Here is a 21,705-nt window from a genome sequence, read left to right as displayed (position 1 = left end):
GCCCTCCTCGCCCCTGTGGGTGAGGGGGGCTTTGCGCTGGGCGGGCGGGTTCGCGGCGGGCCGGGGGACGGCGTCGTACGAGCCGCCCGCGCTCCCTGGGCACGTACACATGCCCCGCTTGAGACGTTCCGCACAGATCCGTGCAAGCCGCATGGTTCCAGCCATGCCGGGAAAAGGGTCGAAAGCCCAGGTGGGAAGGACGAAGGTCCCGGACCGCCGGGGCGGGCCGCCGCGCATTTCTAAGAAATCGCTCATGACTCGCTGTGCAACCCTTCCCGTCGACCTCCCGTCTGACAAGGAGCAACGAGCCGTGTCAGCACGCACCACGGCGGCGGCGAGGGGCAGCCGAGCGAACGAGGACTGAGGAGCAGATGGCGGACAGCAACGGGACCGCGAAGACGGCCGAAAGCCGTGCCCGCGGCATACGTGCCACGGGCCGCCGGCGCAAGGGCCCGACCCGACGCCGCCGAGCGCTGACCATCACCCTGTGCACGCTGACCAGCGTCGCACTCCTGGGTGGGGCCGGACTCGGTTACGTCTACTTCAAGCTCAACGGCAATCTGAAGGGCGTCGACATCAACGCCGCCCTCGGACACGACCGGCCGAAGAACGTCGACGACGGCTCGATGGACATCCTCGTGATGGGGTCCGACTCCCGCGCCGGCAAGAACGGGGAGTACGGCAAGGACGAGGGCGGCGCGCGCTCCGACACGGCGATGATCGTGCACGTCTACAAGGGCCGTAAGAAGGCCAGTGTGGTCAGCGTCCCCCGGGACACCATGATCAAGCGGCCGGACTGCAACCAGGACGGCAAGGACGTCCCCGGCGCGCAGCGGGCGATGTTCAACACGGCCTTCGAGGTCGGCGGCCCCGCCTGTGCGGTCAAGACCGTCGAATCGATCAGCGGGGTCCGGATGGACCACTTCGTCGAGGTCGACTTCACCGGCTTCAAGAAGCTCATCGACGCGCTCGGCGGGGTGGACATCACCACCCGCAAGGCGATCGACGACGACCACAGCCACCTGCACCTGCAGCCGGGCAAGCACACCCTCAACGGCGAGCAGTCGCTCGGCCTCGTACGGACCCGGCACGGCGTGCCCGGCGGCGACGGCAGCGACCTGGGCCGCATCCAGCTGCAGCAGACGTTCATCAAGGCCCTGATGAACCAGGTCAAGAACGTCGGGGTGCTCACCAACCCCACCAAGCTCTACGACATCGCCGACACGGCCACCAAGGCCATCACCACCGACACCGACCTCAACTCGGTCAGCGAGCTGACCGGCCTGGCCAAGAGCCTCGGCAACATCGGGTCGGACAACATCGACATGGTGACGATGCCGGTGACGTACGACCCCGAGAACCCGGACCGCGTGGTGCCGCTGATGAAGAAGAGCCGGCAGGTCTGGGACGCGCTGCGGCAGGACCAGCCCATCCCGAAGTCCGCGATCAAGGGCTCGGCCGGTGACCAGGGCGGCACGGACAAGTACGTGAAGTAGCCGGACCGCAGGGTTCCGGGGCCCGGTGGTCCCGGAACCGGCCGGGGAATAGTTGCGGCCGTACCCCGGTTTTGGGAGATACGGCTAGTCCTGGCAGACTGGACCGTCGGCCCCGGTTCACGTGACGCAACCCGCGACACGACCCGGAGCGCTCCCGAACCTAGGAGAATCCCTTGAAGCGCGACATCCACCCGGAGTACGTCGAGACCCAGGTCAGCTGCACCTGTGGCGCGTCCTTCACCACCCGCAGCACCGTCGCCGGCGGCAACATCCGTGCCGACGTCTGCTCCGAGTGCCACCCGTTCTACACCGGCAAGCAGAAGATCATGGACACGGGCGGCCGCGTGGCCCGCTTCGAGGCCCGCTTCGGCAAGGGCGCTGCAGCCGCGAAGAAGTAGCGACCCGCAAGGCGCCGGTCTCCGGTCGCCCCTGCCCAGGGGTGACCGGACCGGCGTTTTGTCGTCCTGGCCCTTGGCTCCCGTACGGGGGCCGGGGCCCCGCGGCGCAGCCGCAGATGTGCCAGCGCCCCGGTACCCGGGTCACCACAGCAGCCAGTAGAGGAACCCACGATGTTCGAGGCGGTCGAGGAACTGATCGGCGAGCACGCCGATCTCGAGAAGCGGCTGGCCGACCCCGCGGTCCACGCCGACCAGCGCGAGGCCATGCGCCTCAACAAGCGCTACGCGGAGCTGACCCCGATCATCGCGACGTACCGCGACTGGAAGCAGACCGGCGACGACATGGAGACCGCGCGCGAATTCGCCGCGGACGACCCGGACTTCGCCGACGAGGTCAAGGAGCTCGACGCCCGGCGCGAGCAGCTGACCGAGAAGCTGCGGCTGCTGCTGGTCCCGCGCGACCCCAGCGACGACAAGGACGTCATCCTCGAGGTCAAGGCCGGAGAGGGCGGCGAGGAGTCCGCGCTGTTCGCCGGCGACCTGCTGCGGATGTACCTGCGCTACGCCGAGCGGGCCGGCTGGAAGACCGAGATCCTCGAGGCCAACGAGTCCGACCTCGGCGGCTACAAGGACGTCCAGGTCGCCGTGAAGACCAAGGGCGGCGGCGGTGCCACCGAGCCGGGCCAGGGCGTCTGGGCGCGGCTGAAGTACGAGGGCGGGGTGCACCGCGTCCAGCGGGTGCCCGCCACCGAGTCGCAGGGCCGGATCCACACCTCCGCGGCCGGTGTGCTGGTCACGCCCGAGGCCGAGGAGGTCGAGGTCGAGATCGGCCCCAACGACCTGCGGATCGACGTCTACCGCTCCTCCGGGCCCGGCGGCCAGTCCGTCAACACCACCGACTCCGCGGTGCGCATCACCCACCTGCCCACCGGCATCGTCGTCTCCTGCCAGAACGAGAAGAGCCAGCTCCAGAACAAGGAGCAGGCGATGCGCATCCTGCGCTCCCGGCTGCTGGCCGCCGCACAGGAAGAGGCCGAGCGGGAGGCGTCGGACGCCCGGCGCAGCCAGGTCCGCACGGTTGACCGCTCCGAGCGCATCCGTACGTACAACTTCCCGGAAAACCGCATCTCGGACCACCGGGTCGGCTTCAAGGCGTACAACTTGGACCAGGTGCTCGACGGCGAGCTCGACCCGGTCATCCAGGCGTGTGTCGACGCCGACTCGGCCGCCAAGCTCGCCGCCGCCCAGTAATCCCGCGCCCCCGGCACGCACCGGCCGGGGACCGCACCCCCGGGGGGAGGCCCCCGGAAGCCCGGCCGGACGACGGCGGACCCGCACCATGAAGACGCAGCGCACTAGGAGGAAGGCCCCGTGAACCTTCTGCTCGCCGAGGTGGCCCAGGCCACCCAGCGGCTGGCCGACGCCGGTGTGCCCTCGCCGCGCTTCGACGCCGAGGAACTCGCCGCGTTCGTGCACGCCGTCAAGCGGGGTGAGCTGCACCACGTCAAGGACGCGGACTTCGACGCCCGCTACTGGGAGGCCGTCGCCCGCCGCGAGGCCCGGGAGCCGCTCCAGCACATCACCGGACGCGCGTTCTTCCGCTACCTCGAACTCGCCGTCGGTCCGGGGGTGTTCGTGCCCCGCCCGGAGACCGAGTCGGTCGTCGGCTGGGCGATAGACGCCGTACGGGCCATGGACGTCGTCGAACCGCTGATCGTCGACCTGTGCACCGGCTCGGGGGCGATCGCGCTCGCCCTGGCGCAGGAGGTGCCCCGCTCGCGGGTGCACGCCGTGGAGCTGTCCGAGCAGGCTCTCGACTACGCCCGCAAGAACGTCGAGGGGTCCCGCGTCGTTCTCCATCAGGGCGACGCGCTGACCGCGCTTCCCGAACTGGACGGGCAGGTCGACCTGGTCGTCTCCAACCCGCCGTACATCCCGCTGACCGAGTGGGAGTACGTCGCACCCGAGGCCCGCGACCACGACCCCGAGCTCGCGCTGTTCTCGGGCCAGGACGGCCTGGACACCATCCGGGGCATCGAGCGGACCGCACACCGCCTGCTGCGCCCCGGCGGCGTGGTCGTCATCGAGCATGCCGACACTCAGGGCGGGCAGGTGCCGTGGATCTTCACCGAGGAGCGGGGCTGGGCCGATGCGGCCGATCACCCGGACCTCAACAACAGGCCCCGTTTCGCCACCGCGCGCCGGGCGACGCCATGACGCGTTCCGCTTCGGCGCCTGATGCAGCCGATGCATCCGAAGTATTCGTTTCGCACGAGGAGGTCCCGTAATGGCACGGCGATACGACTGCAGCGACGCGACCGACCGCACCACCGGTCTGCGCGAGGCCGCCTCGGCCGTCCGCCGCGGTGAGCTGGTCGTGCTGCCGACCGACACCGTCTACGGCATCGGCGCGGACGCCTTCAGCGCCGAGGCCGTCGGCGACCTGCTGGAGGCCAAGGGCCGCGGCCGCGGTATGCCCTCGCCGGTCCTCGTCGGGTCCCCCAACACCCTGCACGGCCTGGTCACCGACTTCTCCGAGCAGGCCTGGGAGCTGGTCGACGCCTTCTGGCCCGGCGCGCTCACCCTCGTCGCCAAGCACCAGCCGTCGCTGACCTGGGACCTGGGCGAGACCCGGGGCACGGTCGCGGTACGGATGCCGCTGCACCCCGTCGCCATCGAGCTGCTCACCGAGTTCGGCCCGATGGCCGTCTCCAGTGCCAACCTCACCGGCCACCCGTCCCCGCAGGACTGCGACGCCGCACAGGAGATGCTCGGCGACTCGGTCTCCGTCTACCTCGACGGCGGCCCGACACCCGCCGCGGTGCCCTCCTCGATCGTCGATGTCACCGGCAAGGTCCCGGTGCTGCTGCGCGAGGGCGCGCTCTCCGCGGAGGAACTGCGCAAGGTGGTACCCGAGCTCGAGGTGGCCAATTGATGGCGCCCCTGGGGCGTGGCATAGCGGGACCAGGCGCCGGTACCCACCCCCCTGTTCCCCCCTCACCCCCCTTTCGGATCCTCCACGTCAGCACCGGCAACGTCTGCCGCTCACCGATCACCGAGCGGCTGCACCGTCATGCCCTGGAGCTGCGGCTCGGCGACGCCCGCAGCGGCGGGCTGCTCGTGGAGAGCGCCGGCACCTGGGGGCACGAAGGCGCTCCCATGGAGACCCACGCCGCGACGGTGCTCACCGACTACGGCGCGGACCCGGCCGGGTTCCTCGGCCGTGAACTGCTCGACGAGCACGTCATCCGCGCCGACCTGGTGCTCACCGCCACCCGCGACCACCGTGCCCAGGTCATCTCGATGGGCCACTCCGCGGGGCTGCGCACCTTCACGCTCAAGGAGTTCAACCGGCTGGTACGGGCCATAGATCCGGCCACGCTGCCCGAGCCCGACCCGGACCTGCCGGACGGCGGGCTGGTCGAGCGCGCCCGCGCGCTGGTCGGCGCCGCCGCCGCGCTGCGCGGCTGGCTGCTGGCGCCCAACCCGGAGTCCGACGAGGTCTACGACCCCTACGGGGCGCCCATCACCTTCTTCCGCTCCATCGGCGACGAGATCAACCAGGCGCTCGACCCGGTCGTCACCGCCCTCACCGGGGTCCCGGCGCGGGCCTGAGGCCTGTCCTCCCGGAGACCGGGGAGACAGGCCCGTGAGGGCCCTGTACAGGCGCGTGGACCCTGTCGGCCCGCACACCGCGCCCGAACGCCCGGCCGCGCCTACATTGGGACTACGTCCCCGTACGAGGCCCGGAGCAAGCGATGCCTGCCACCACCGCGTCACCCCGTAACGAGACCCCGGCCGGCCCTGCCCGGGCCGCCGAGCCCGCCGCCGGGGCGGCCGAGACCGCCGAGGACCGCGCACGGGCCGCCGCCCGTGACGCCGTCACCCGGCCGGCCGGCGCCCCGGACTTCGCCGCCCTGCTGCGCCAGGACCCCGAGATCGCCGGCGTACTCCTCGGTGAGAGCACCCGGCAGACCGACGGACTGCAGCTGATCGCCGCGGAGAACTTCACCTCACCGGCCGTCCTCGCCGCCCTCGGCTCCCCCCTGGGCAACAAGTACGCCGAGGGGTACCCGGGAGCCCGCCACCACGGCGGCTGCGAGATCGTCGACCTCGCCGAGCGGATCGCGGTGGAACGCGCCAAGGCCCTCTTCGGCGCCGAACACGCCAACGTCCAGGCCCACTCCGGGTCTTCGGCCGTTCTGGCCGCCTACGCCGCCCTGCTGCGCCCCGGTGACACCGTCCTGGCCATGTCCCTCCCGCACGGCGGGCACCTCACCCACGGATCGCCCGCCAACTTCTCCGGCCGCTGGTTCGACTTCGCCGGCTACGGCGTCGACGAGGAGACCGGGCTGCTGGACTACGACGCGATCCGCGAGCTGGCCCGCGCCCGCCGGCCCAAGGCCATCGTCTGCGGCTCGATCTCCTACCCCCGGCACATCGACTACGCCGCCTTCCGCGACATCGCCGACGAGACCGGCGCCTACCTGATCGCGGATGTCGCGCATCCGCTCGGGCTGATCGCCGGGGGAGCGGCGCCCAGCCCCGTCCCGTACGCGCATGTGGTGTGCGGAACCACACACAAAGTGCTGCGCGGGCCGCGCGGCGGGCTGATCCTGTGCGGCGAGAAGCTGGCCGAGCGCATCGACCGCGCGGTGTTCCCCTTCACCCAGGGCGGTGCGCAGATGAACGCGGTCGCCGCCAAGGCCGTCGCCTTCGGCGAGGCCGCGGCACCCGCCTTCGGCGCGTATGCCCATCAGGTCACCGCCAACGCCCGCGCGCTCGCCGGGGCGCTGTCCGGACACGGCCTGACGATCACCACCGGCGGCACCGACACCCATCTGATCACCGCGGACACCGCCCCGCTGGGCCTGGACGCCCGCACCGCCCGGGGGCGCCTGGCGGCCGCCGGGATCGTGCTGGACACCTGTGCGCTGCCGTGCGCCGAGGCCCCCGACGGCCTGGCGGCCCGCCGGACCGGGCTGCGGCTGGGGACCGCCGCGGTGACGACGCAGGGGATGGGCGAGGCCGAGATGAGCACCGTCGCCGAGCTGATCGTGGCGGCGCTGGAGGAGGACGGGACGGCCCGCTCCAGGACCGTCGCTTTGGTCCATGGATTTCCGCCCTATCCCGATCACGGGTGAGGGCGGGAACCATCCGCCGACGCCGGGCGTCTTTTCCTGTATTCACGGCCAGGGGGCTGACACGCATAGGGTGTGGGGCTGTGATGGCCAGCTATACCAATGGGGCAGCCCGTGCGTGAATACCTGCTGACGCTGTGCGTCACGGCCGCGGTGACCTACCTGCTGACCGGGCCGGTACGGAAGTTCGCGATCGCGGCCGGTGCGATGCCGGAGATCCGCGCGCGAGATGTGCACCGCGAGCCGACACCGCGGCTCGGCGGTATCGCGATGTTCGGCGGGCTGTGTGCCGGTCTGCTGGTCGCCTCGCACCTGACGAACCTCAAGAGCGTCTTCGAGAACTCCAACGAACCCAGGGCGCTGCTCTCCGGCGCCGCCCTGATCTGGATCCTCGGCGTCCTGGACGACAAGTGGGGCGTGGACGCGCTGGTCAAGCTCGGCGGCCAGATGATCGCCGCGGGTGTGATGGTCCTGCAGGGCCTGACGATCCTCTGGATCCCGATCCCCGGCGTCGGCACGGTCTCGCTGACCCCGATGCAGGGCACGCTGCTGACCGTCGCCCTCGTCGTGATCACCATCAACGCCGTCAACTTCGTCGACGGCCTGGACGGTCTCGCCTCCGGCATGGTGTGCATCGCCGCCGCGGCGTTCTTCATGTACGCGTACCGGATGTGGTTCGGCTACGGCATCGAGGCGGCCGCGCCGGCCACGCTGTTCTCGGTCGTCCTGATGGGCATGTGCCTGGGCTTCCTGCCGCACAACATGCACCCGGCGCGGATCTTCATGGGCGACTCGGGCTCGATGCTGATCGGTCTGGTGATGGCCGCGGGCGCGGTCTCGGTGACCGGCCAGGTCGACCCGGACCTGCTCAATGTGAAGGCGGGCGGTCTGCGTGAGGCGACCCACGCGATGGTGCCGGTCTACATCCCGCTGCTGCTGCCCCTGACGGTCATCGCGGTGCCGGTCGCCGACCTGATCCTGGCGATCGTGCGGCGTACGTGGAAGGGCCAGTCGCCGTTCGCGGCCGACCGCGGTCATCTCCACCACCGGCTGCTGGAGATCGGGCACTCGCACAGCCGGGCCGTGCTGATCATGTACTTCTGGTCGGCCCTGATCGCGTTCGGCGCGGTGGCCTACTCGGCGAACAACGCCAGCATGTGGATCGTGCTGGGCATCGTGCTGCTGAGCGCGGTCGGGCTGGTGCTGCTCCTGCTGCCGCGCTTCACCCCGCGCACGCCGCGCTGGGCGGAGTGGATGGTGCCGCCGCGCTACCGCCGGGCCGTCCCCGCGACGGCGCCGGCCGCGCCGGAGGACGAGGGAGCCGTCGAGCCGGAGGAGGAGCGCGAACCGGTCCCCGCGGGCATCAACGGGGCCACCGCGATCGGCGACCGCTCACGCTTCGTGGAGCACCGCAGGGCGGAAAGTCACCACTGATCCGGGGATTCGGTCGCCCGAACGTGCGACAGGAATCGGGTCGGTTGACCCCATACCAGACAAAAAGCTGGCCGTCAGTGCACCAACGCGCACGTTCACGCTCAGGTGTGACAGGGTCCACACGAACCAGGTAAAGACCTCATCAAATAGTTTGTGATACCGTTCACGAAACCCGGCGATAGAGCCGGAGGAGCGTAGTGCGACGTTCCTTCTGCCGCAGGTTCCGCCTCGGGCCGGGTCTACGCTCGTCCATGACGACACACCCCACATCTTTTGCCGGAGCGCCGCCATGCAGTCGAATGACGCCCGACTACTCCTTCACGCCCTTGTGCCCACGCTCGCCATCGGCGCTGTCGCCGTTGCCGTGAGCGGAGCGGTCGCCGGTGTGACGGGAGCGATCGGCGCCGTCGTCGGCACCGTGCTGGTGGTGCTCGTGATGGGTGCGGGGCTCGTGGTCCTGCAGCAGACCGCACGCAAGCTTCCGCAGCTGTTCCAGATGATGGGGCTGCTGCTGTACACCGTGCAGATCCTGCTCGTCGCGGTCTTCATGATCACGTTCAAGGACACGACCCTCTTCGACACCAAGGCATTTGCCTTCACGCTGCTCGGCGCCACCCTCGTATGGATCGCGGCTCAGACCCGCGGTCATATGAAGGAGAAAATTCTGTACGTGAACCCCGACTCCGCCGACACGAAGAAGGCGGAGACGGCGGGGTCGCCGACGTGAGACGTAGGGCCGGGATAAATGCCCTCATGCGAGCCTGCTATCGTCCGGTGCCAACTGCGGCACAGATGGCGCAGGCGGCTGAGCTCCCAGATTCCACGGGATGGAACGGGCAGTTCTCGCGGCCGATGCCTGTGATCCGGCCCGGCCCAGCGCCGGCCGGCCGCCCCCAAATCCGTAAGACCAGTCCAGTGCCGCTCCGTGGCTCAACGCCGCGCCGACACAACGAGGTTGCCGTACCCATGCGCCACGCTGAAGGAGCCCGCGGTGAGTGCTGAAACGATGCTCGCCTTCGACACGGAGTGCCACCTCTTTATTCCGGGGTGTGGCTTCGAGGCCCCGGGTCTTCATTCGTTCGTATTCGACCCGCTCTTCAAAGTCGGCGGCTACGAGTTCAACAAGCCGATGCTGCTGGCCCTGCTCAGCACGGTCGTCGTGGTGTGGTTCTTCTGGGCCGCATTCGGCAAGGCGAAGGTGGTCCCCGGAAAGCTGCAGATGATCGGCGAGGTCGGCTACGACTTCGTGCGCCGTGGGCTCGTCTATGACGCGCTGGGCAAGAAGGAGGGCGAGAAATACGTCCCCCTCATGGTCTCGCTGTTCTTCTTCGTGTGGATCATGAACATCTGGTCGATCATTCCGATCGCCCAGTTCCCGGTCACGTCGATCATCTCGTTCCCCATCGGGCTCGCCCTGATCGTCTACATCCTCTGGGTGTACCTGACGTTCAAGAAGCACGGCTTCGTCGGCGGCTGGAAGAACATCACCGGCTGGGACCGGTCGCTCGGCTGGGTCCTGCCGCTGATCGTCGTGATCGAGTTCTTCTCGAACCTGCTGGTGCGGCCCTTCACCCACGCCGTCCGGCTCTTCGCGAACATGTTCGCCGGCCACCTGCTGATCGTGATGTTCACCATCGCCACCTGGTACCTGGCGAACGGCCTCGGCTTCGTCTACGCCGGTGCCTCGTTCCTGATGACCATCGCGATGACGGCCTTCGAGCTCTTCATCCAGGCGATCCAGGCGTACGTCTTCGTGCTCCTGGCCTGCAACTACGTCCAGGGCGCGCTCGCCGAGCACCACTGAGCACCCCCGACTCCGCAATCTGTTAATCGTCCGGTGGCCAACCCCCACCGGTCCGTGAAAGAGAAGGAAGTAACGGCATGTCCGCTGCCCTCGAGACTGTGAACCTCGCCGCCGGCCTCACCGGCAACATCGCCTCGGTCGGGTACGGCCTGGCGGCCATCGGCCCCGGCGTCGGCGTCGGCATCATCTTCGGTAACGGCACCCAGGCCCTCGCCCGTCAGCCCGAGGCGGCCGGCCTGATCCGCACCAACCAGATCATGGGTTTCGCCTTCTGTGAGGCGCTCGCCCTCATCGGCATCGTCATGGGCTACGCGTACAAGTAAGCGGCCCGTTAGACGACGTCCATTCAGACGGAAGGCATTGATGTGAACGCCCTGGTCTTCAACATGGCGGCGGAGGTTCCCGAGAACCCCCTGTTCCCGCCGATTCCAGAGCTGGTCATCGGCCTGGTCGCCTTCTTCATCGTCTTCGGCATCCTGGCGAAGAAGCTCCTCCCGAACATCAACAAGGTTCTGGACGAGCGCAGGAAGCAGATCGAAGGCCGCATGGAGGACGCCGAGGCGACTCAGGCCGAGGCTCAGCAGGTGCTCGCGGACTACCGGGCACAGCTGGCCGACGCCCGCCACGAGGCCGCGCGACTGCGCCAGGAGGCGCAGGAGCAGGGCGCGACTCTCATTGCTGAGATGCGCGCTGAGGGCCAGCGGCAGCGCGAGGAGATCATCGCTGCCGGTCACGCCCAGATCGAGGCGGACCGGAACCAGGCCGCGCAGACGCTGCGCCGGGACGTCGGCAAGCTCGCCGTCGACCTGGCCGGCAAGATCGTCGGCGAGTCCCTCGAGGAGCACGCCCGGCAGAGCCGCACCATCGACCGCTTCCTCGACGAGGTCGAGGGCAAGGCGGCGTCGGGCGCGACGAAGGCTGAGGCCGGCCGATGAACGGAGCGAGCCGCGAGGCACTCGCCTCCGCACGCGAGCAGCTCAACGCGCTGACGGACGACACCTCCGTCGACGCCGCGAAGCTCGCCGAGGAGCTGTCTGCCGTCACCGCTCTGCTCGACCGCGAGGTGTCGCTGCGTCGGGTTCTCACCGACCCGGCGCAGTCCGGCGAGGCGCGGGCCGAACTGGCCGGGCGGCTGCTGGACAACCGGGTCGGCGGTCCGGCCGTCGACCTGGTGCGCGGCATGGTCCGCACCCGCTGGTCGCGCTCGCGTGACCTGACGGACACGCTCGAGGAGCTGGCGTACAGCGCCGACCTCGTCGCCGCCCAGCGGGCCGGCCAGCTCGACGACGTCGAGGACGAGCTGTTCCGGTTCGGCCGCATCATCAGCTCCAACGGCGAGCTGCGGCGTGCGCTGACCGACCGGAACGCCTCGGTCGCGGCCAAGACGGAGCTGCTCCACACGCTGCTGGGCGGCCGGGCGAACCCGGTCACCGAGCGCATCGTGATCCGCCTTGTCGTACAGCCGCGGGGCCGTAGCCTGGAAGCGGGGCTCGACGCCCTCTCCAAGCTGGCGGCGAGCCGCCGGGACCGGATGGTCGCGGTGGTCACCTCCGCGGTGCCCCTCAGCGAAGGACAGCGGCAGCGCCTGGGCGCTTCCCTGGCGCAGCTGTACGGACGGCAGGTCCACCTGAACCTCGACGTGGACCCCGGGGTCCTCGGCGGAGTCCAGGTCCGGATCGGCGACGAGGTCATCAACGGGACCATCGCGGAGCGCCTCGAAGAGGCGGACCGGCGGATGGCCGGCTGACCCAGCCACCAACTCAAGAGCTGCACAACCGGCGGCCAGACGCCGGACCAGCCGGCCGGACCGAGAGGTCCGGCTGCGGTCCGGAAGAAGCCCCGGGGACCAGCACAAGCATGACGGCGGCCCGAGTTGGGCCGTAAGCGGAAACCCCCCGGGGGACAGACCCCCGGACACCCGCAAGTAACTTCGGGCCCAACAAGGAGAGCAGGGAACCCAGATGGCGGAGCTCACGATCCGGCCGGAGGAGATCCGGGACGCGCTGGAGAACTTCGTCCAGGCGTACAAGCCGGACGCGGCCTCGCGCGAAGAGGTCGGCACGGTCAGCGAGGCCGGTGACGGCATCGCGAAGGTCGAGGGCCTTCCCTCGGCGATGGCGAACGAACTGCTGAAGTTCGAGGACGGCACCCTCGGCCTCGCGCTGAACCTGGAAGAGCGCGAGATCGGCGCGGTGGTCCTCGGCGAGTTCAGCGGCATCGAGGAGGGCCAGCCGGTGCAGCGCACCGGTGAGGTGCTCTCGGTCGCCGTGGGCGAGGGCTACCTCGGCCGCGTCGTCGACCCGCTGGGCAACCCGATCGACGGCCTCGGCGAGATCGAGTCCGAGGACCGCCGTGCCCTGGAGCTGCAGGCTCCGGGCGTCATGGTCCGTAAGTCGGTCCACGAGCCCATGGAGACCGGCTACAAGGCCGTCGACTCGATGGTGCCGATCGGCCGTGGCCAGCGTCAGCTGATCATCGGCGACCGCCAGACCGGCAAGACCGCCCTGGCCGTCGACACGATCATCAACCAGCGCGACAACTGGCGCTCGGGCGACCCGAAGAAGCAGGTCCGCTGCATCTACGTCGCCATCGGCCAGAAGGGCTCCACCATCGCGTCCGTGCGCGGTGCGCTGGAGGAGGCCGGCGCCCTGGAGTACACCACCATCGTCGCCGCCCCGGCGTCCGACCCGGCGGGCTTCAAGTACCTGGCGCCCTACACCGGCTCGGCCATCGGCCAGCACTGGATGTACCAGGGCAAGCACGTCCTGATCATCTTCGACGACCTCTCGAAGCAGGCCGACGCCTACCGCGCCGTGTCCCTGCTGCTGCGCCGTCCGCCGGGCCGTGAGGCCTACCCGGGCGACGTCTTCTACCTGCACTCGCGTCTGCTGGAGCGCTGCGCCAAGCTCTCCGACGAGATGGGCGCCGGTTCGATGACCGGTCTGCCGATCGTCGAGACCAAGGCGAACGACGTGTCGGCGTTCATCCCGACCAACGTCATCTCCATCACCGACGGCCAGTGCTTCCTGGAGTCGGACCTCTTCAACGCGGGCCAGCGCCCGGCGCTGAACGTCGGTATCTCCGTCTCCCGTGTCGGTGGCTCGGCCCAGCACAAGGCCATGAAGCAGGTCTCCGGCCGGCTCCGCGTGGACCTCGCCCAGTACCGCGAGCTGGAGGCCTTCGCGGCCTTCGGTTCCGACCTGGACGCGGCCTCCAAGGCGCAGCTGGAGCGCGGTAAGCGCATGACCGAGCTGCTCAAGCAGGGTCAGTACGCCCCGTACTCCACCGAGGACCAGGTCGTCTCCGTCTGGGCCGGCACCAACGGCAAGATGGACGACGTCCCGGTCGAGGACATCCGCCGCTTCGAGCGGGAGCTCCTCGACCACCTCCACCGGGAGAAGAAGGACCTGCTGACCAGCATCCGCGAGGGCGGCAAGATGTCCGATGACACCATCGGCGCGATCGCCGAGGCCGTCGACGGCTTCAAGCGGCAGTTCGAGACCTCGGACGGCAAGCTGCTCGGCGAGGACGCCCCGGCCGGCACCAGCAAGTGACGACGGAAGGGACCTGATCCATGGGAGCCAAGCTCCGGGTCTACAAGCGTCGCATCCGCTCCGTCACCGCGACCAAGAAGATCACCAAGGCGATGGAGATGATCGCCGCCTCGCGCGTCGTCAAGGCGCAGCGCCAGGTGGCGGCGTCGACGCCGTACGCGAGTGAACTGACCCGCGCGGTGACGGCGGTTGCCACGGGCTCGAACACCCAGCACCCGCTGACGACCGAGGTGGAGCAGCCCACCCGGGCCGCGCTGCTGCTCATCACGAGCGACCGCGGTCTGGCCGGCGGCTACTCCTCCAACGTCCTCAAGGCCGGCGAGCAGCTCACCGAGCGGCTCAAGGCCGAGGGCAAGGAGGTCGACGCCTACATCGTCGGGCGCAAGGGTGTGTCGTACTACAGCTTCCGCGAGCGCAAGGTCGTGGAGTCGTGGACCGGCTTCACCGACAACCCGACGTACGCGGACGCCAAGGCGGTCGCCGCCCCGCTCATCGCCGCTGTCCTGCAGGACACGGCCGAGGGCGGCGTGGACGAACTCCACATCGTCACCACCGAGTTCATCTCGATGATGACGCAGACGGCGATCGACGACCGCCTGCTGCCGCTCAGCCTCGACAAGGCGGTGGCGGAGTCGGAGGAGTCGTCCAAGGGCGAGATCCTTCCGCTGTTCGACTTCGAGCCGTCGGCCGAGGACGTCCTCGACGCCCTGCTGCCGCGGTACGTCGAGTCGCGGATCTACAACGCGCTTCTGCAGGCCGCCGCCTCCAAGCACGCCGCCACCCGGCGTGCGATGAAGTCGGCGACCGACAACGCGGAAGAGCTCATCAAGTCGCTCTCGCGGCTTGCCAACGCGGCCCGACAGGCCGAAATCACCCAGGAAATCAGCGAGATCGTCGGTGGCGCCAGTGCTCTGGCCGACGCGACCGCGGGGAGTGACTGACCACTATGACCACCACTGTTGAAACGTCCGCTGCTAGTGGCGTGGCCACTGGCCGCGTCGCGCGGGTCATCGGCCCGGTCGTCGACGTGGAGTTCCCCGTCGACGCGATGCCGGAGATCTACAACGCGCTGACCGTCGAGGTCGCCGACCCGGCTCAGGCCGGCGAGCTCAAGACCCTGACCCTCGAGGTTGCCCAGCACCTCGGCGAGGGCATGGTCCGTGCCATCTCCATGCAGCCCACCGACGGTCTGGTCCGCCAGGCCACGGTGACCGACACCGGCACCGGGATCACGGTCCCCGTCGGTGACGTCACCAAGGGCAAGGTGTTCAACACCCTCGGCGAGATCCTGAACAAGCCGGAGGCCGCGTCCGAGGTCACCGAGCGCTGGGCGATCCACCGCAAGGCTCCGACCTTCGACCAGCTCGAGTCCAAGACCGAGATGTTCGAGACCGGCGTCAAGGTCATCGACCTGCTGACCCCGTACGTCAAGGGCGGCAAGATCGGTCTGTTCGGTGGTGCCGGTGTCGGCAAGACCGTTCTGATCCAGGAAATGATCTACCGCGTGGCCAACAACCACGACGGTGTGTCGGTGTTCGCCGGTGTCGGTGAGCGCACCCGTGAGGGCAACGACCTCATCGAGGAAATGACGGAGTCCGGCGTCATCGACAAGACCGCGCTGGTCTTCGGTCAGATGGACGAGCCCCCGGGCACCCGTCTTCGCGTCGCCCTGGCCGGTCTGACCATGGCGGAGTACTTCCGCGATGTGCAGAAGCAGGACGTGCTCTTCTTCATCGACAACATCTTCCGCTACACCCAGGCGGGTTCCGAGGTCTCCACGCTGCTCGGCCGTATGCCGTCCGCGGTGGGTTACCAGCCGAACCTGGCGGACGAGATGGGTCTGCTGCAGGAGCGCATCACCTCGACCCGTGGTCACTCGATCACCTCGATGCAGGCGATCTACGTCCCCGCGGACGACCTGACCGACCCGGCGCCGGCCACCACCTTCGCCCACCTGGACGCGACGACCGTTCTGTCGCGCCCGATCTCGGAGAAGGGCATCTACCCGGCGGTCGACCCGCTGGACTCGACGTCCCGGATCCTGGACCCCCGCTACATCTCGCAGGAGCACTACGACTGCGCCTCGCGCGTCAAGACGATCCTGCAGAAGTACAAGGACCTCCAGGACATCATCGCGATTCTGGGTATCGACGAGCTCGGCGAGGAGGACAAGCTCACCGTCCACCGCGCCCGTCGCATCGAGCGGTTCCTGTCGCAGAACACCCACGTGGCGAAGCAGTTCACCGGTGTCGACGGCTCGGACGTTCCGCTGGACGAGTCGATCTCCGCGTTCAACGCGATCGCCGACGGTGACTACGACCACTTCCCCGAGCAGGCGTTCTTCATGTGCGGTGGCATCGAGGACCTGAAGGCCAATGCCAAGGAGCTGGGCGTCTCCTGACCCCGGCACCGGTCCCGGGGGCGGCCCTGGCCGCCCCCGGCCCGTACGACCACTAGTATTTGACCCAACATCTGCCGAGCCAGGCAGGTGGAGACCCGAGGAGCCATCGTGGCTGAGCTGCACGTCGAGTTGGTCGCCGCGGACCGTCAGGTCTGGTCCGGCGAGGCCAGCCTGGTCGTCGCGCGCACCTCGTCGGGCGACATCGGCGTCATGCCCGGACACCAGCCGCTGCTCGGCGTGCTGCAGTCGGGCCCGGTGACGATTCGTACGACCGGCGAGAGCGGGGACGGCACCGTCGTCGCCGCGGTGCACGGCGGCTTCATTTCGTTCGCCGACAACAAGCTGTCTCTGCTCGCGGAGATCGCGGAACTGTCGGACGAGATCGATGTCCAGCGCGCGGAGCGGGCCCTGGAGCGAGCGAAGTCGGACGCTGACGCGGCCGCCGAGCGTCGCGCCGATGTCCGGCTGCGTGCGGTGACGGGCGTTCACTGAGCCCCGTCGCCGTCGAGATCGATCCTCAGCCGCGGGCTGCCCGGAGTTGTCCGGAGCGGCCCGCGGCTGAGGCAATGCAGGTGCGATTCCCGCCCCGCCGCCTGACCGGCGCGGGGGTACCCCCACCGAAGCGAGGAGGTCGGTCGAGATGGTCCTCGCTCTGCTTGTGAGCGGCGTAGTCGTCGTACTGGTGCTGCTGGGACTGTTCGTCTTCGGACTGAGGCGGCGGCTCATCCAGCGGTCCGGTGGCACCTTCGACTGCAGTCTGCGCTGGCACGTGCCGGAGAACGAGACCGGCGGCAAGGGCTGGATCTACGGTGTGGCGCGCTACAACGGCGACCGGGTCGAATGGTTCCGGGTGTTCTCGTACGCGCCCCGGCCACGCCGTCTGCTGGAGCGCTCCGCCATCGAGGTCCTGGAGCGCCGTACCCCGCAGGGCGAGGAGGAGCTGGCGCTGCTCTCCGACTCCATCGTCCTGGCCTGCCGGCACCGCGGCACCCGCGTGGAACTGGCGATGAGCGAGGACGCGCTCACTGGCTTCCTCGCCTGGCTGGAGGCGGCACCGCCCGGCCAGCGAGTCAATGTGGCCTAGAAAAAGCGCCTCGCCGGGTGGGGGTGCCCCCGGACGGAGTCCGGAGGAGGGCGAACGTGGCCTGAACCGAGGGGCTGCGGGAGCACCCCCGGGAATACCCCTCGCCCCCGCCGCATTGTGGCCCCGCAGGGGGGCCGCGCATCCCCTACGGGATGTGTTCGGCCGCCCCGTACGGCGTCCCGCCCGCTTCGGCCTGTTCGCCGCTTAGGGCATTCCCCTACGGCCCGGCCCGCCGCCGCAGCGCCTCCTGCCCGACGGCCCGCCCGCTGCTGCGACGCCCCCGGCCCGGCGGCCCTGCCCGCTGGCCCTGCCCTACGGCCCGTCCACCCCCAACTCCTGTGCCAGTACGGCCGCCTGTACCCGGCTGCGCAGATCGAGCTTCGCCAGCAGCCGGCTCACATGTGTCTTCACCGTGGCCTCCGCCATGGCCAGCCGCAGGGCGATATCGGCGTTCGACAGCCCCCGGCCCAGGCACCCCAGCACCTCCCGCTCGCGCGGCGTCAGCGCGTCCAGGACCCCCGGGTCGGGGGCCTCGCCGTCCCGAGCAGGCCGCCGGAGCGCCGTGCGCGGGCTCGCGAACTCCGCGATCAGCCGCCGGGTCACCGCCGGCGCGATCAGGCCCTCGCCGGACGCCACGGTGCGCACGGCGGTCAGCAGCGCTGCCGCGTCGCTGTCCTTGAGGAGGAAGCCCGCCGCTCCCGCCCGGAGCGCCCCGAAGACGTATTCGTCCAGGTCGAAGGTGGTCAGCACCAGGACGTCCGCCAGCTTTTCGGAGACCACCTGCCGCGTCGCGGAGACCCCGTCGAGTCGGGGCATCTGGATGTCCATGAGGACGAGGTCGGGGCGCAGCTCGCGGGCGAGCCGTACCGCCTCCTCGCCGTCCTCCGCCTCCCCGACGACCTCGATGTCGGGCGCGGAGCGCAGGATGAGGACCAGCCCGGCCCGTACGGCGGACTGGTCCTCGGCGACGAGAACCCGGATCGGCTGCGCGTCGGCGCCTGTCATCGTTGCTCTTCCTCCTCGGCGGCGGGCAGCGCTGCCCGCACCAGCCAGACTCTGCCGGCCGGCCCGCTCTCCGGGCCGGCCTCGAATGCTCCGCCCAGCAGGGCGGTCCGCTCGCGCATCCCGACCAGCCCGGCGCCGGAGCCGGGCGCACGGGGGCCGGGGCGGTCGGCGAACGGGCTGCGGACGGTGACGGTGAGCGCCCCGCCGCGGTCGTGCGCCAGGCGCACCCGCACCTCGCCGGGCGCGGCGTGCTTGAGCGCGTTGGTCAGCGACTCCTGGACGATGCGGTACGCGGCCAGTTCGACCGGTGCCGCCGGTCCGGGTCCCGCCCCGGGGCCGTCCGGGCTCCGGTCGTCCTCCAGCACGAAGGTCAGTCCGCTGCTGCCGCCGCTCGTACGGGCCTGGTCGATCAGGGCGTCCAGCCCCTCCAGCCTGGGGGTCGCGGCGGGCTCCTCGTCCCCTCCGGCTGTCTTGGGGTCCCGCAACAGCCCGATGAGACGGCGCATTTCGGCCAGACCTTGCACGCTGTTCTCGCGGATCACCCCGAGCGCCTCGCGGGTCGCGGACGGGTCGTCGATGGCCTGCGCGGCGGTGGAGTGGATCGCGATGGCGGACAGATGGTTGGCGACCATGTCGTGCAGTTCGCGGGCCATCCGTGCCCGCTCGCCGGCCACCGCCTGCGTCCGGTCCCGCTCGGCGAGCAGGGTGATCTGCTCGGCCCGCAGCTGGGCGGCCTGCGCGGCGTCGCGGTGGTTACGGATGATGATGCCGGTCCAGGCGGGGGCGATGGTGACCAGCGCGATGCCGATGATGGCCATCACGACCTGCGGGTTCGGCCAGAGCGCGGTCAGCGCGATGGCCGCCAGGACCGTGACCAGGACCGAGTGCAGCGGGATCCGGCGGGCCGCGTGCGCCGGTCCGTAGAGCACCACCGCATAGACCACGTCCGTGAACATCAGGACGGTGGCGACCAGGGTGCCGGCGCAGATGTCGAGCGCCAGCGCGGGCATCGCGAGGGCCAGCGCCGCCATCGGGGCCGTACGGCGCATCAGTTCCGCCACCGACATGGTGGTGAGCGCGACCAGGGTGAGCGAGGGGGGCAGCCCGAGATGTGCGGGACCGCCGTGCAGATTCATCGCCCAGAGCAGCAGTCCGCCGAGCAGCCCGCCGCCCGCGATGAGCACATCGAGGCGGTGCGGCCGGCCGGGGGCGGCGAAGGATCTGGCGGTCACCCCTCCATCAAACACGGCGCCGGGGCCCGCTGCCTCCACGTCCGGGTCATCCCCGTAAATCGCGTGCTACATCGAAAGATGCAGTCGCGGATCATCGCGCGCGACGACGTGACGGGCGGCGGCCGCTGGAAGGCTTGAGGTGTTCGGTGGAGAGCCCTGAAAGGAGACAGCCGTGATCGTCGTGCTGATCATCGCCTGCGAGGTCGGCTTCTGGGTGCTGCTGGCGCTCGGCCTGGCGCTGCGTTACCTGGCCAAGATGCCGCGGACCGGAGCGGCGGTGCTCCTGTTGGAGCCGCTGCTGGAGCTGATCCTGCTGATCGTCACGGCGATCGACCTGAAGAACGGCGCGCCGGCGGACTGGAAACACGGCCTGGCCGCCGTCTACATCGGCTTCACGGTCGCCTACGGCCACTACACGATCAAGTGGGTCGACACGCACGTCGCGTACCGCTTCGCCGGCGGTCCGCGGCCGGTGAAACGGTACGGACTCGACTACGCCAAGCACGAGGGGAAGCTGTGGCTGCGCACGGTGCTGATGGCCGTGGTCGCCTGCGGGCTGCTGCAGGCCGCGATCGCATACGTCGGTGACGGCGGTGACACGACCTCCCTGCACGAGTGGCAGGGCACCGCGCTGAAGATCGTCAGCATCCACGCCGTGATCGCGCTGACCTACCTCGTCTGGCAGAAGAAGGACCCCCGCGGCCGGACCGAGGTCCCCGAGGAACCGGCCCGGCCGCAGCAGAAGACGCTGCGCTAGGGCCTTCGCGCCGCCCGGCCGGTGCCCGCTCAGCGCTCTCCGCCGGGCACCCACAGCACGTCTCCGACCTCCTTGTTGGCCGTACGGGCCAGGATGAACAGGAGGTCGGAGAGGCGGTTGAGGTAGGTGGCCGTCAGCGGGTTCATGGTCTCGCCGTGCTCCTCGAAGGCGGCCCAGGTCGCGCGCTCGGCGCGGCGGACGACCGTGCACGCCTGGTGCAGCAGCGCGGCGCCGGCCGTGCCGCCGGGAAGGATGAAGCTGCGCAGCTTCTCCAGCTCCGCCAGGAAGCGGTCGCAGTCGGCCTCCAGCTTGTCGATGTAGCTCTGCTCGACGCGCAGCGGCGGGAATTCGGGGTTCTCCACCACCGGCGTCGACAGGTCCGCGCCGACGTCGAACAGGTCGTTCTGCACCCGCAGCAGCACCGCCGCGACGTCCTCGGGGAGCGAGCCGAGCGCCAGGGCCACACCGATCGCCGCATTGGCCTCGTTGGCGTCCGCGTACGCCGAGATCCGCGAATCGGTCTTGGCGGTACGGCTCATGTCGCCCAGGGCGGTGGTGCCCTTGTCGCCGGTGCGGGTGTAGATGCGCGTCAGATTCACCATAGGGGCGAGCCTACGCCGCCGACCTGCGGAAGACCCGGGTGCAGTAGCTCACGGACAGCGTGGCGAACGCGACCGCCACCAGCACGCCGTAGAGCATCGCCGAGGAGGCGTAGGAGCCGACGAACGCCGCCCGCACCGCGTCCACGAGATAGCGGAACGGCATGAAGTGCGAGAGCACGTCGAGCCACGCGGGCCCCAGCGCCATCGGCAGCATCAGCCCGGACAGCAGCATCGAGGGCATGGTGACGGAGTTGATGACCGGCCCGAACTCCTGCGGTGTGCCGACCCGCAGCGCCAGCGCGTACGACAGCGAGGCCAGCGCCACGGTCAGTACGGCGACGAACCCGAAGCCGATGAGGATGCCGGGCAGCGGTGCCCGCAGACCCATGGCCAACGCGGCCAGCACCAGCAGCACCGCCTGGAAGACGAACAGCGCGGCGTCCCGCAGCACCCGCCCCAGCAGCAGCGCCAGCCGGCTCACCGGCGTCACCCGCATCCGCTCCACGACCCCGTACTGCTTCTCGACGATGATGCCGAAGCCGCAGAACGAGGCGCCGAAGAGGGCGAGTTGGAGCAGCAGCCCGGGCACCAGCACCTGCCACGAGCTGCCGGGTGAGGAGAGCGGCAGATCGGTCAGCAGCGGGCCGAAGAAGAGCAGGTAGAGCATCGGCATCAGCACGCCGAAGAGCATCTGGAGCCTGGAGCGCAGCGTCTGGCGGGCGTAGCGCCCGAAGATCAGCGCGGTGTCGGAGAGGAACGAGGAGAAGCGCGACGGGGCGGCGGTGGAGGACAAGGGG

General features: G+C 69.9%; 23 protein-coding genes. 19 read left to right on the top strand and 4 right to left on the bottom strand.

Annotated features, from left to right (window positions below; all coding sequences use genetic code 11):
- Positions 1 to 371: 371 nt before the first annotated feature.
- From Scani_RS04145 to Scani_RS04060, 18 genes are all read left to right on the top strand, one after another.
- On the top strand, positions 372 to 1,496 hold the full coding sequence (locus Scani_RS04145) for an LCP family protein (RefSeq protein WP_159470118.1): 1,125 nt from the start codon (positions 372 to 374) through the stop codon (positions 1,494 to 1,496).
- A gap of 173 nt (positions 1,497 to 1,669) precedes the next feature.
- Positions 1,670 to 1,894, top strand: a complete 225-nt coding sequence (gene rpmE, locus Scani_RS04140; RefSeq protein ID WP_030081241.1) for a 50S ribosomal protein L31 — start codon at positions 1,670 to 1,672, stop codon at positions 1,892 to 1,894.
- Positions 1,895 to 2,065: 171 nt separating this feature from the next.
- Positions 2,066 to 3,145 carry a peptide chain release factor 1 gene (gene prfA / locus Scani_RS04135; protein ID WP_159470116.1) on the top strand — a complete coding sequence of 360 codons (1,080 nt, stop codon included), beginning with the start codon at positions 2,066 to 2,068 and terminating at the stop codon, positions 3,143 to 3,145.
- 120 nt (positions 3,146 to 3,265) lie between these two features.
- Positions 3,266 to 4,111 carry a peptide chain release factor N(5)-glutamine methyltransferase gene (gene prmC / locus Scani_RS04130; protein WP_159470113.1) on the top strand — a complete coding sequence of 282 codons (846 nt, stop codon included), beginning with the start codon at positions 3,266 to 3,268 and terminating at the stop codon, positions 4,109 to 4,111.
- A gap of 70 nt (positions 4,112 to 4,181) precedes the next feature.
- Positions 4,182 to 4,829, top strand: a complete 648-nt coding sequence (locus tag Scani_RS04125; protein WP_159470111.1) for an L-threonylcarbamoyladenylate synthase — start codon at positions 4,182 to 4,184, stop codon at positions 4,827 to 4,829.
- Positions 4,829 to 5,509 carry an arsenate reductase/protein-tyrosine-phosphatase family protein gene (locus Scani_RS04120; RefSeq protein ID WP_174872611.1) on the top strand — a complete coding sequence of 227 codons (681 nt, stop codon included), beginning with the start codon at positions 4,829 to 4,831 and terminating at the stop codon, positions 5,507 to 5,509. The genes Scani_RS04125 and Scani_RS04120 overlap by 1 nt, the downstream gene beginning before the upstream one ends.
- Before the next feature lie 143 nt (positions 5,510 to 5,652).
- Positions 5,653 to 7,038 carry a serine hydroxymethyltransferase gene (gene glyA, locus Scani_RS04115; RefSeq protein WP_174872610.1) on the top strand — a complete coding sequence of 462 codons (1,386 nt, stop codon included), beginning with the start codon at positions 5,653 to 5,655 and terminating at the stop codon, positions 7,036 to 7,038.
- Positions 7,039 to 7,137: 99 nt separating this feature from the next.
- Positions 7,138 to 8,469, top strand: coding sequence for an MraY family glycosyltransferase (locus Scani_RS04110; RefSeq protein ID WP_174872609.1), 1,332 nt, complete (start codon positions 7,138 to 7,140; stop codon positions 8,467 to 8,469).
- A 289-nt stretch (positions 8,470 to 8,758) separates the two neighbouring features.
- Entirely contained in the window at positions 8,759 to 9,196 is a 438-nt protein-coding gene (locus Scani_RS04105; protein ID WP_159470108.1) for a Cg1360 family ATP-synthase-associated protein, read from the top strand.
- Between the two features lie 279 nt (positions 9,197 to 9,475).
- Positions 9,476 to 10,273: a F0F1 ATP synthase subunit A gene (atpB, locus tag Scani_RS04100; protein WP_159471670.1), complete on the top strand. Its 798-nt coding sequence runs from the start codon at positions 9,476 to 9,478 to the stop codon at positions 10,271 to 10,273.
- A 77-nt stretch (positions 10,274 to 10,350) separates the two neighbouring features.
- On the top strand, positions 10,351 to 10,596 hold the full coding sequence (gene atpE, locus Scani_RS04095) for an ATP synthase F0 subunit C (protein ID WP_030065540.1): 246 nt from the start codon (positions 10,351 to 10,353) through the stop codon (positions 10,594 to 10,596).
- A 42-nt stretch (positions 10,597 to 10,638) separates the two neighbouring features.
- Complete coding sequence (locus Scani_RS04090; RefSeq protein WP_167538020.1) at positions 10,639 to 11,208, top strand: F0F1 ATP synthase subunit B; 570 nt, start codon at positions 10,639 to 10,641, stop codon at positions 11,206 to 11,208.
- Positions 11,205 to 12,020 (top strand): F0F1 ATP synthase subunit delta, encoded by an 816-nt coding sequence (locus Scani_RS04085; RefSeq protein ID WP_159470106.1) that lies wholly within the window; start codon positions 11,205 to 11,207, stop codon positions 12,018 to 12,020. Before Scani_RS04090 ends, Scani_RS04085 begins: the two co-directional genes overlap by 4 nt.
- Positions 12,021 to 12,234: 214 nt before the next feature.
- Positions 12,235 to 13,827, top strand: a complete 1,593-nt coding sequence (atpA, locus tag Scani_RS04080; protein WP_159470104.1) for a F0F1 ATP synthase subunit alpha — start codon at positions 12,235 to 12,237, stop codon at positions 13,825 to 13,827.
- 20 nt (positions 13,828 to 13,847) lie between these two features.
- On the top strand, positions 13,848 to 14,768 hold the full coding sequence (locus Scani_RS04075) for a F0F1 ATP synthase subunit gamma (protein ID WP_159470102.1): 921 nt from the start codon (positions 13,848 to 13,850) through the stop codon (positions 14,766 to 14,768).
- Positions 14,769 to 14,773: 5 nt separating this feature from the next.
- Positions 14,774 to 16,228 (top strand): F0F1 ATP synthase subunit beta, encoded by a 1,455-nt coding sequence (atpD, locus tag Scani_RS04070; RefSeq protein WP_159470100.1) that lies wholly within the window; start codon positions 14,774 to 14,776, stop codon positions 16,226 to 16,228.
- Between the two features lie 108 nt (positions 16,229 to 16,336).
- Positions 16,337 to 16,720: a F0F1 ATP synthase subunit epsilon gene (locus Scani_RS04065; protein ID WP_018087383.1), complete on the top strand. Its 384-nt coding sequence runs from the start codon at positions 16,337 to 16,339 to the stop codon at positions 16,718 to 16,720.
- A 148-nt stretch (positions 16,721 to 16,868) separates the two neighbouring features.
- Positions 16,869 to 17,312 (top strand): DUF2550 domain-containing protein, encoded by a 444-nt coding sequence (locus Scani_RS04060; protein WP_159470098.1) that lies wholly within the window; start codon positions 16,869 to 16,871, stop codon positions 17,310 to 17,312.
- A 312-nt stretch (positions 17,313 to 17,624) separates the two neighbouring features.
- On the opposite strand, the gene Scani_RS04055 is transcribed toward Scani_RS04060, so the two are convergent.
- Entirely contained in the window at positions 17,625 to 18,317 is a 693-nt protein-coding gene (locus tag Scani_RS04055) for a response regulator (RefSeq protein ID WP_159470096.1), read from the bottom strand.
- On the bottom strand, positions 18,314 to 19,549 hold the full coding sequence (locus tag Scani_RS04050) for a sensor histidine kinase (protein WP_159470094.1): 1,236 nt from the start codon (positions 19,547 to 19,549) through the stop codon (positions 18,314 to 18,316). The genes Scani_RS04055 and Scani_RS04050 overlap by 4 nt, the downstream gene beginning before the upstream one ends.
- A gap of 172 nt (positions 19,550 to 19,721) precedes the next feature.
- Between Scani_RS04050 and Scani_RS04045 the strand changes: the two genes are divergently transcribed.
- Entirely contained in the window at positions 19,722 to 20,306 is a 585-nt protein-coding gene (locus Scani_RS04045) for a hypothetical protein (protein WP_159470092.1), read from the top strand.
- A gap of 29 nt (positions 20,307 to 20,335) precedes the next feature.
- On the opposite strand, the gene Scani_RS04040 is transcribed toward Scani_RS04045, so the two are convergent.
- Together Scani_RS04040 and Scani_RS04035 are read right to left on the bottom strand one after the other, a co-directional pair.
- Complete coding sequence (locus Scani_RS04040; RefSeq protein ID WP_088800066.1) at positions 20,336 to 20,908, bottom strand: cob(I)yrinic acid a,c-diamide adenosyltransferase; 573 nt, start codon at positions 20,906 to 20,908, stop codon at positions 20,336 to 20,338.
- A 10-nt stretch (positions 20,909 to 20,918) separates the two neighbouring features.
- Positions 20,919 to 21,701: an ABC transporter permease gene (locus tag Scani_RS04035; RefSeq protein WP_159470091.1), complete on the bottom strand. Its 783-nt coding sequence runs from the start codon at positions 21,699 to 21,701 to the stop codon at positions 20,919 to 20,921.
- Positions 21,702 to 21,705: the final 4 nt, after the last annotated feature.

The organism is Streptomyces caniferus (assembly GCF_009811555.1).
Lineage (GTDB): Bacteria > Actinomycetota > Actinomycetes > Streptomycetales > Streptomycetaceae > Streptomyces > Streptomyces caniferus.
Note: the sequence above shows the minus strand (reverse complement) of the source record. Positions and strands in the feature narration are given on the sequence as shown.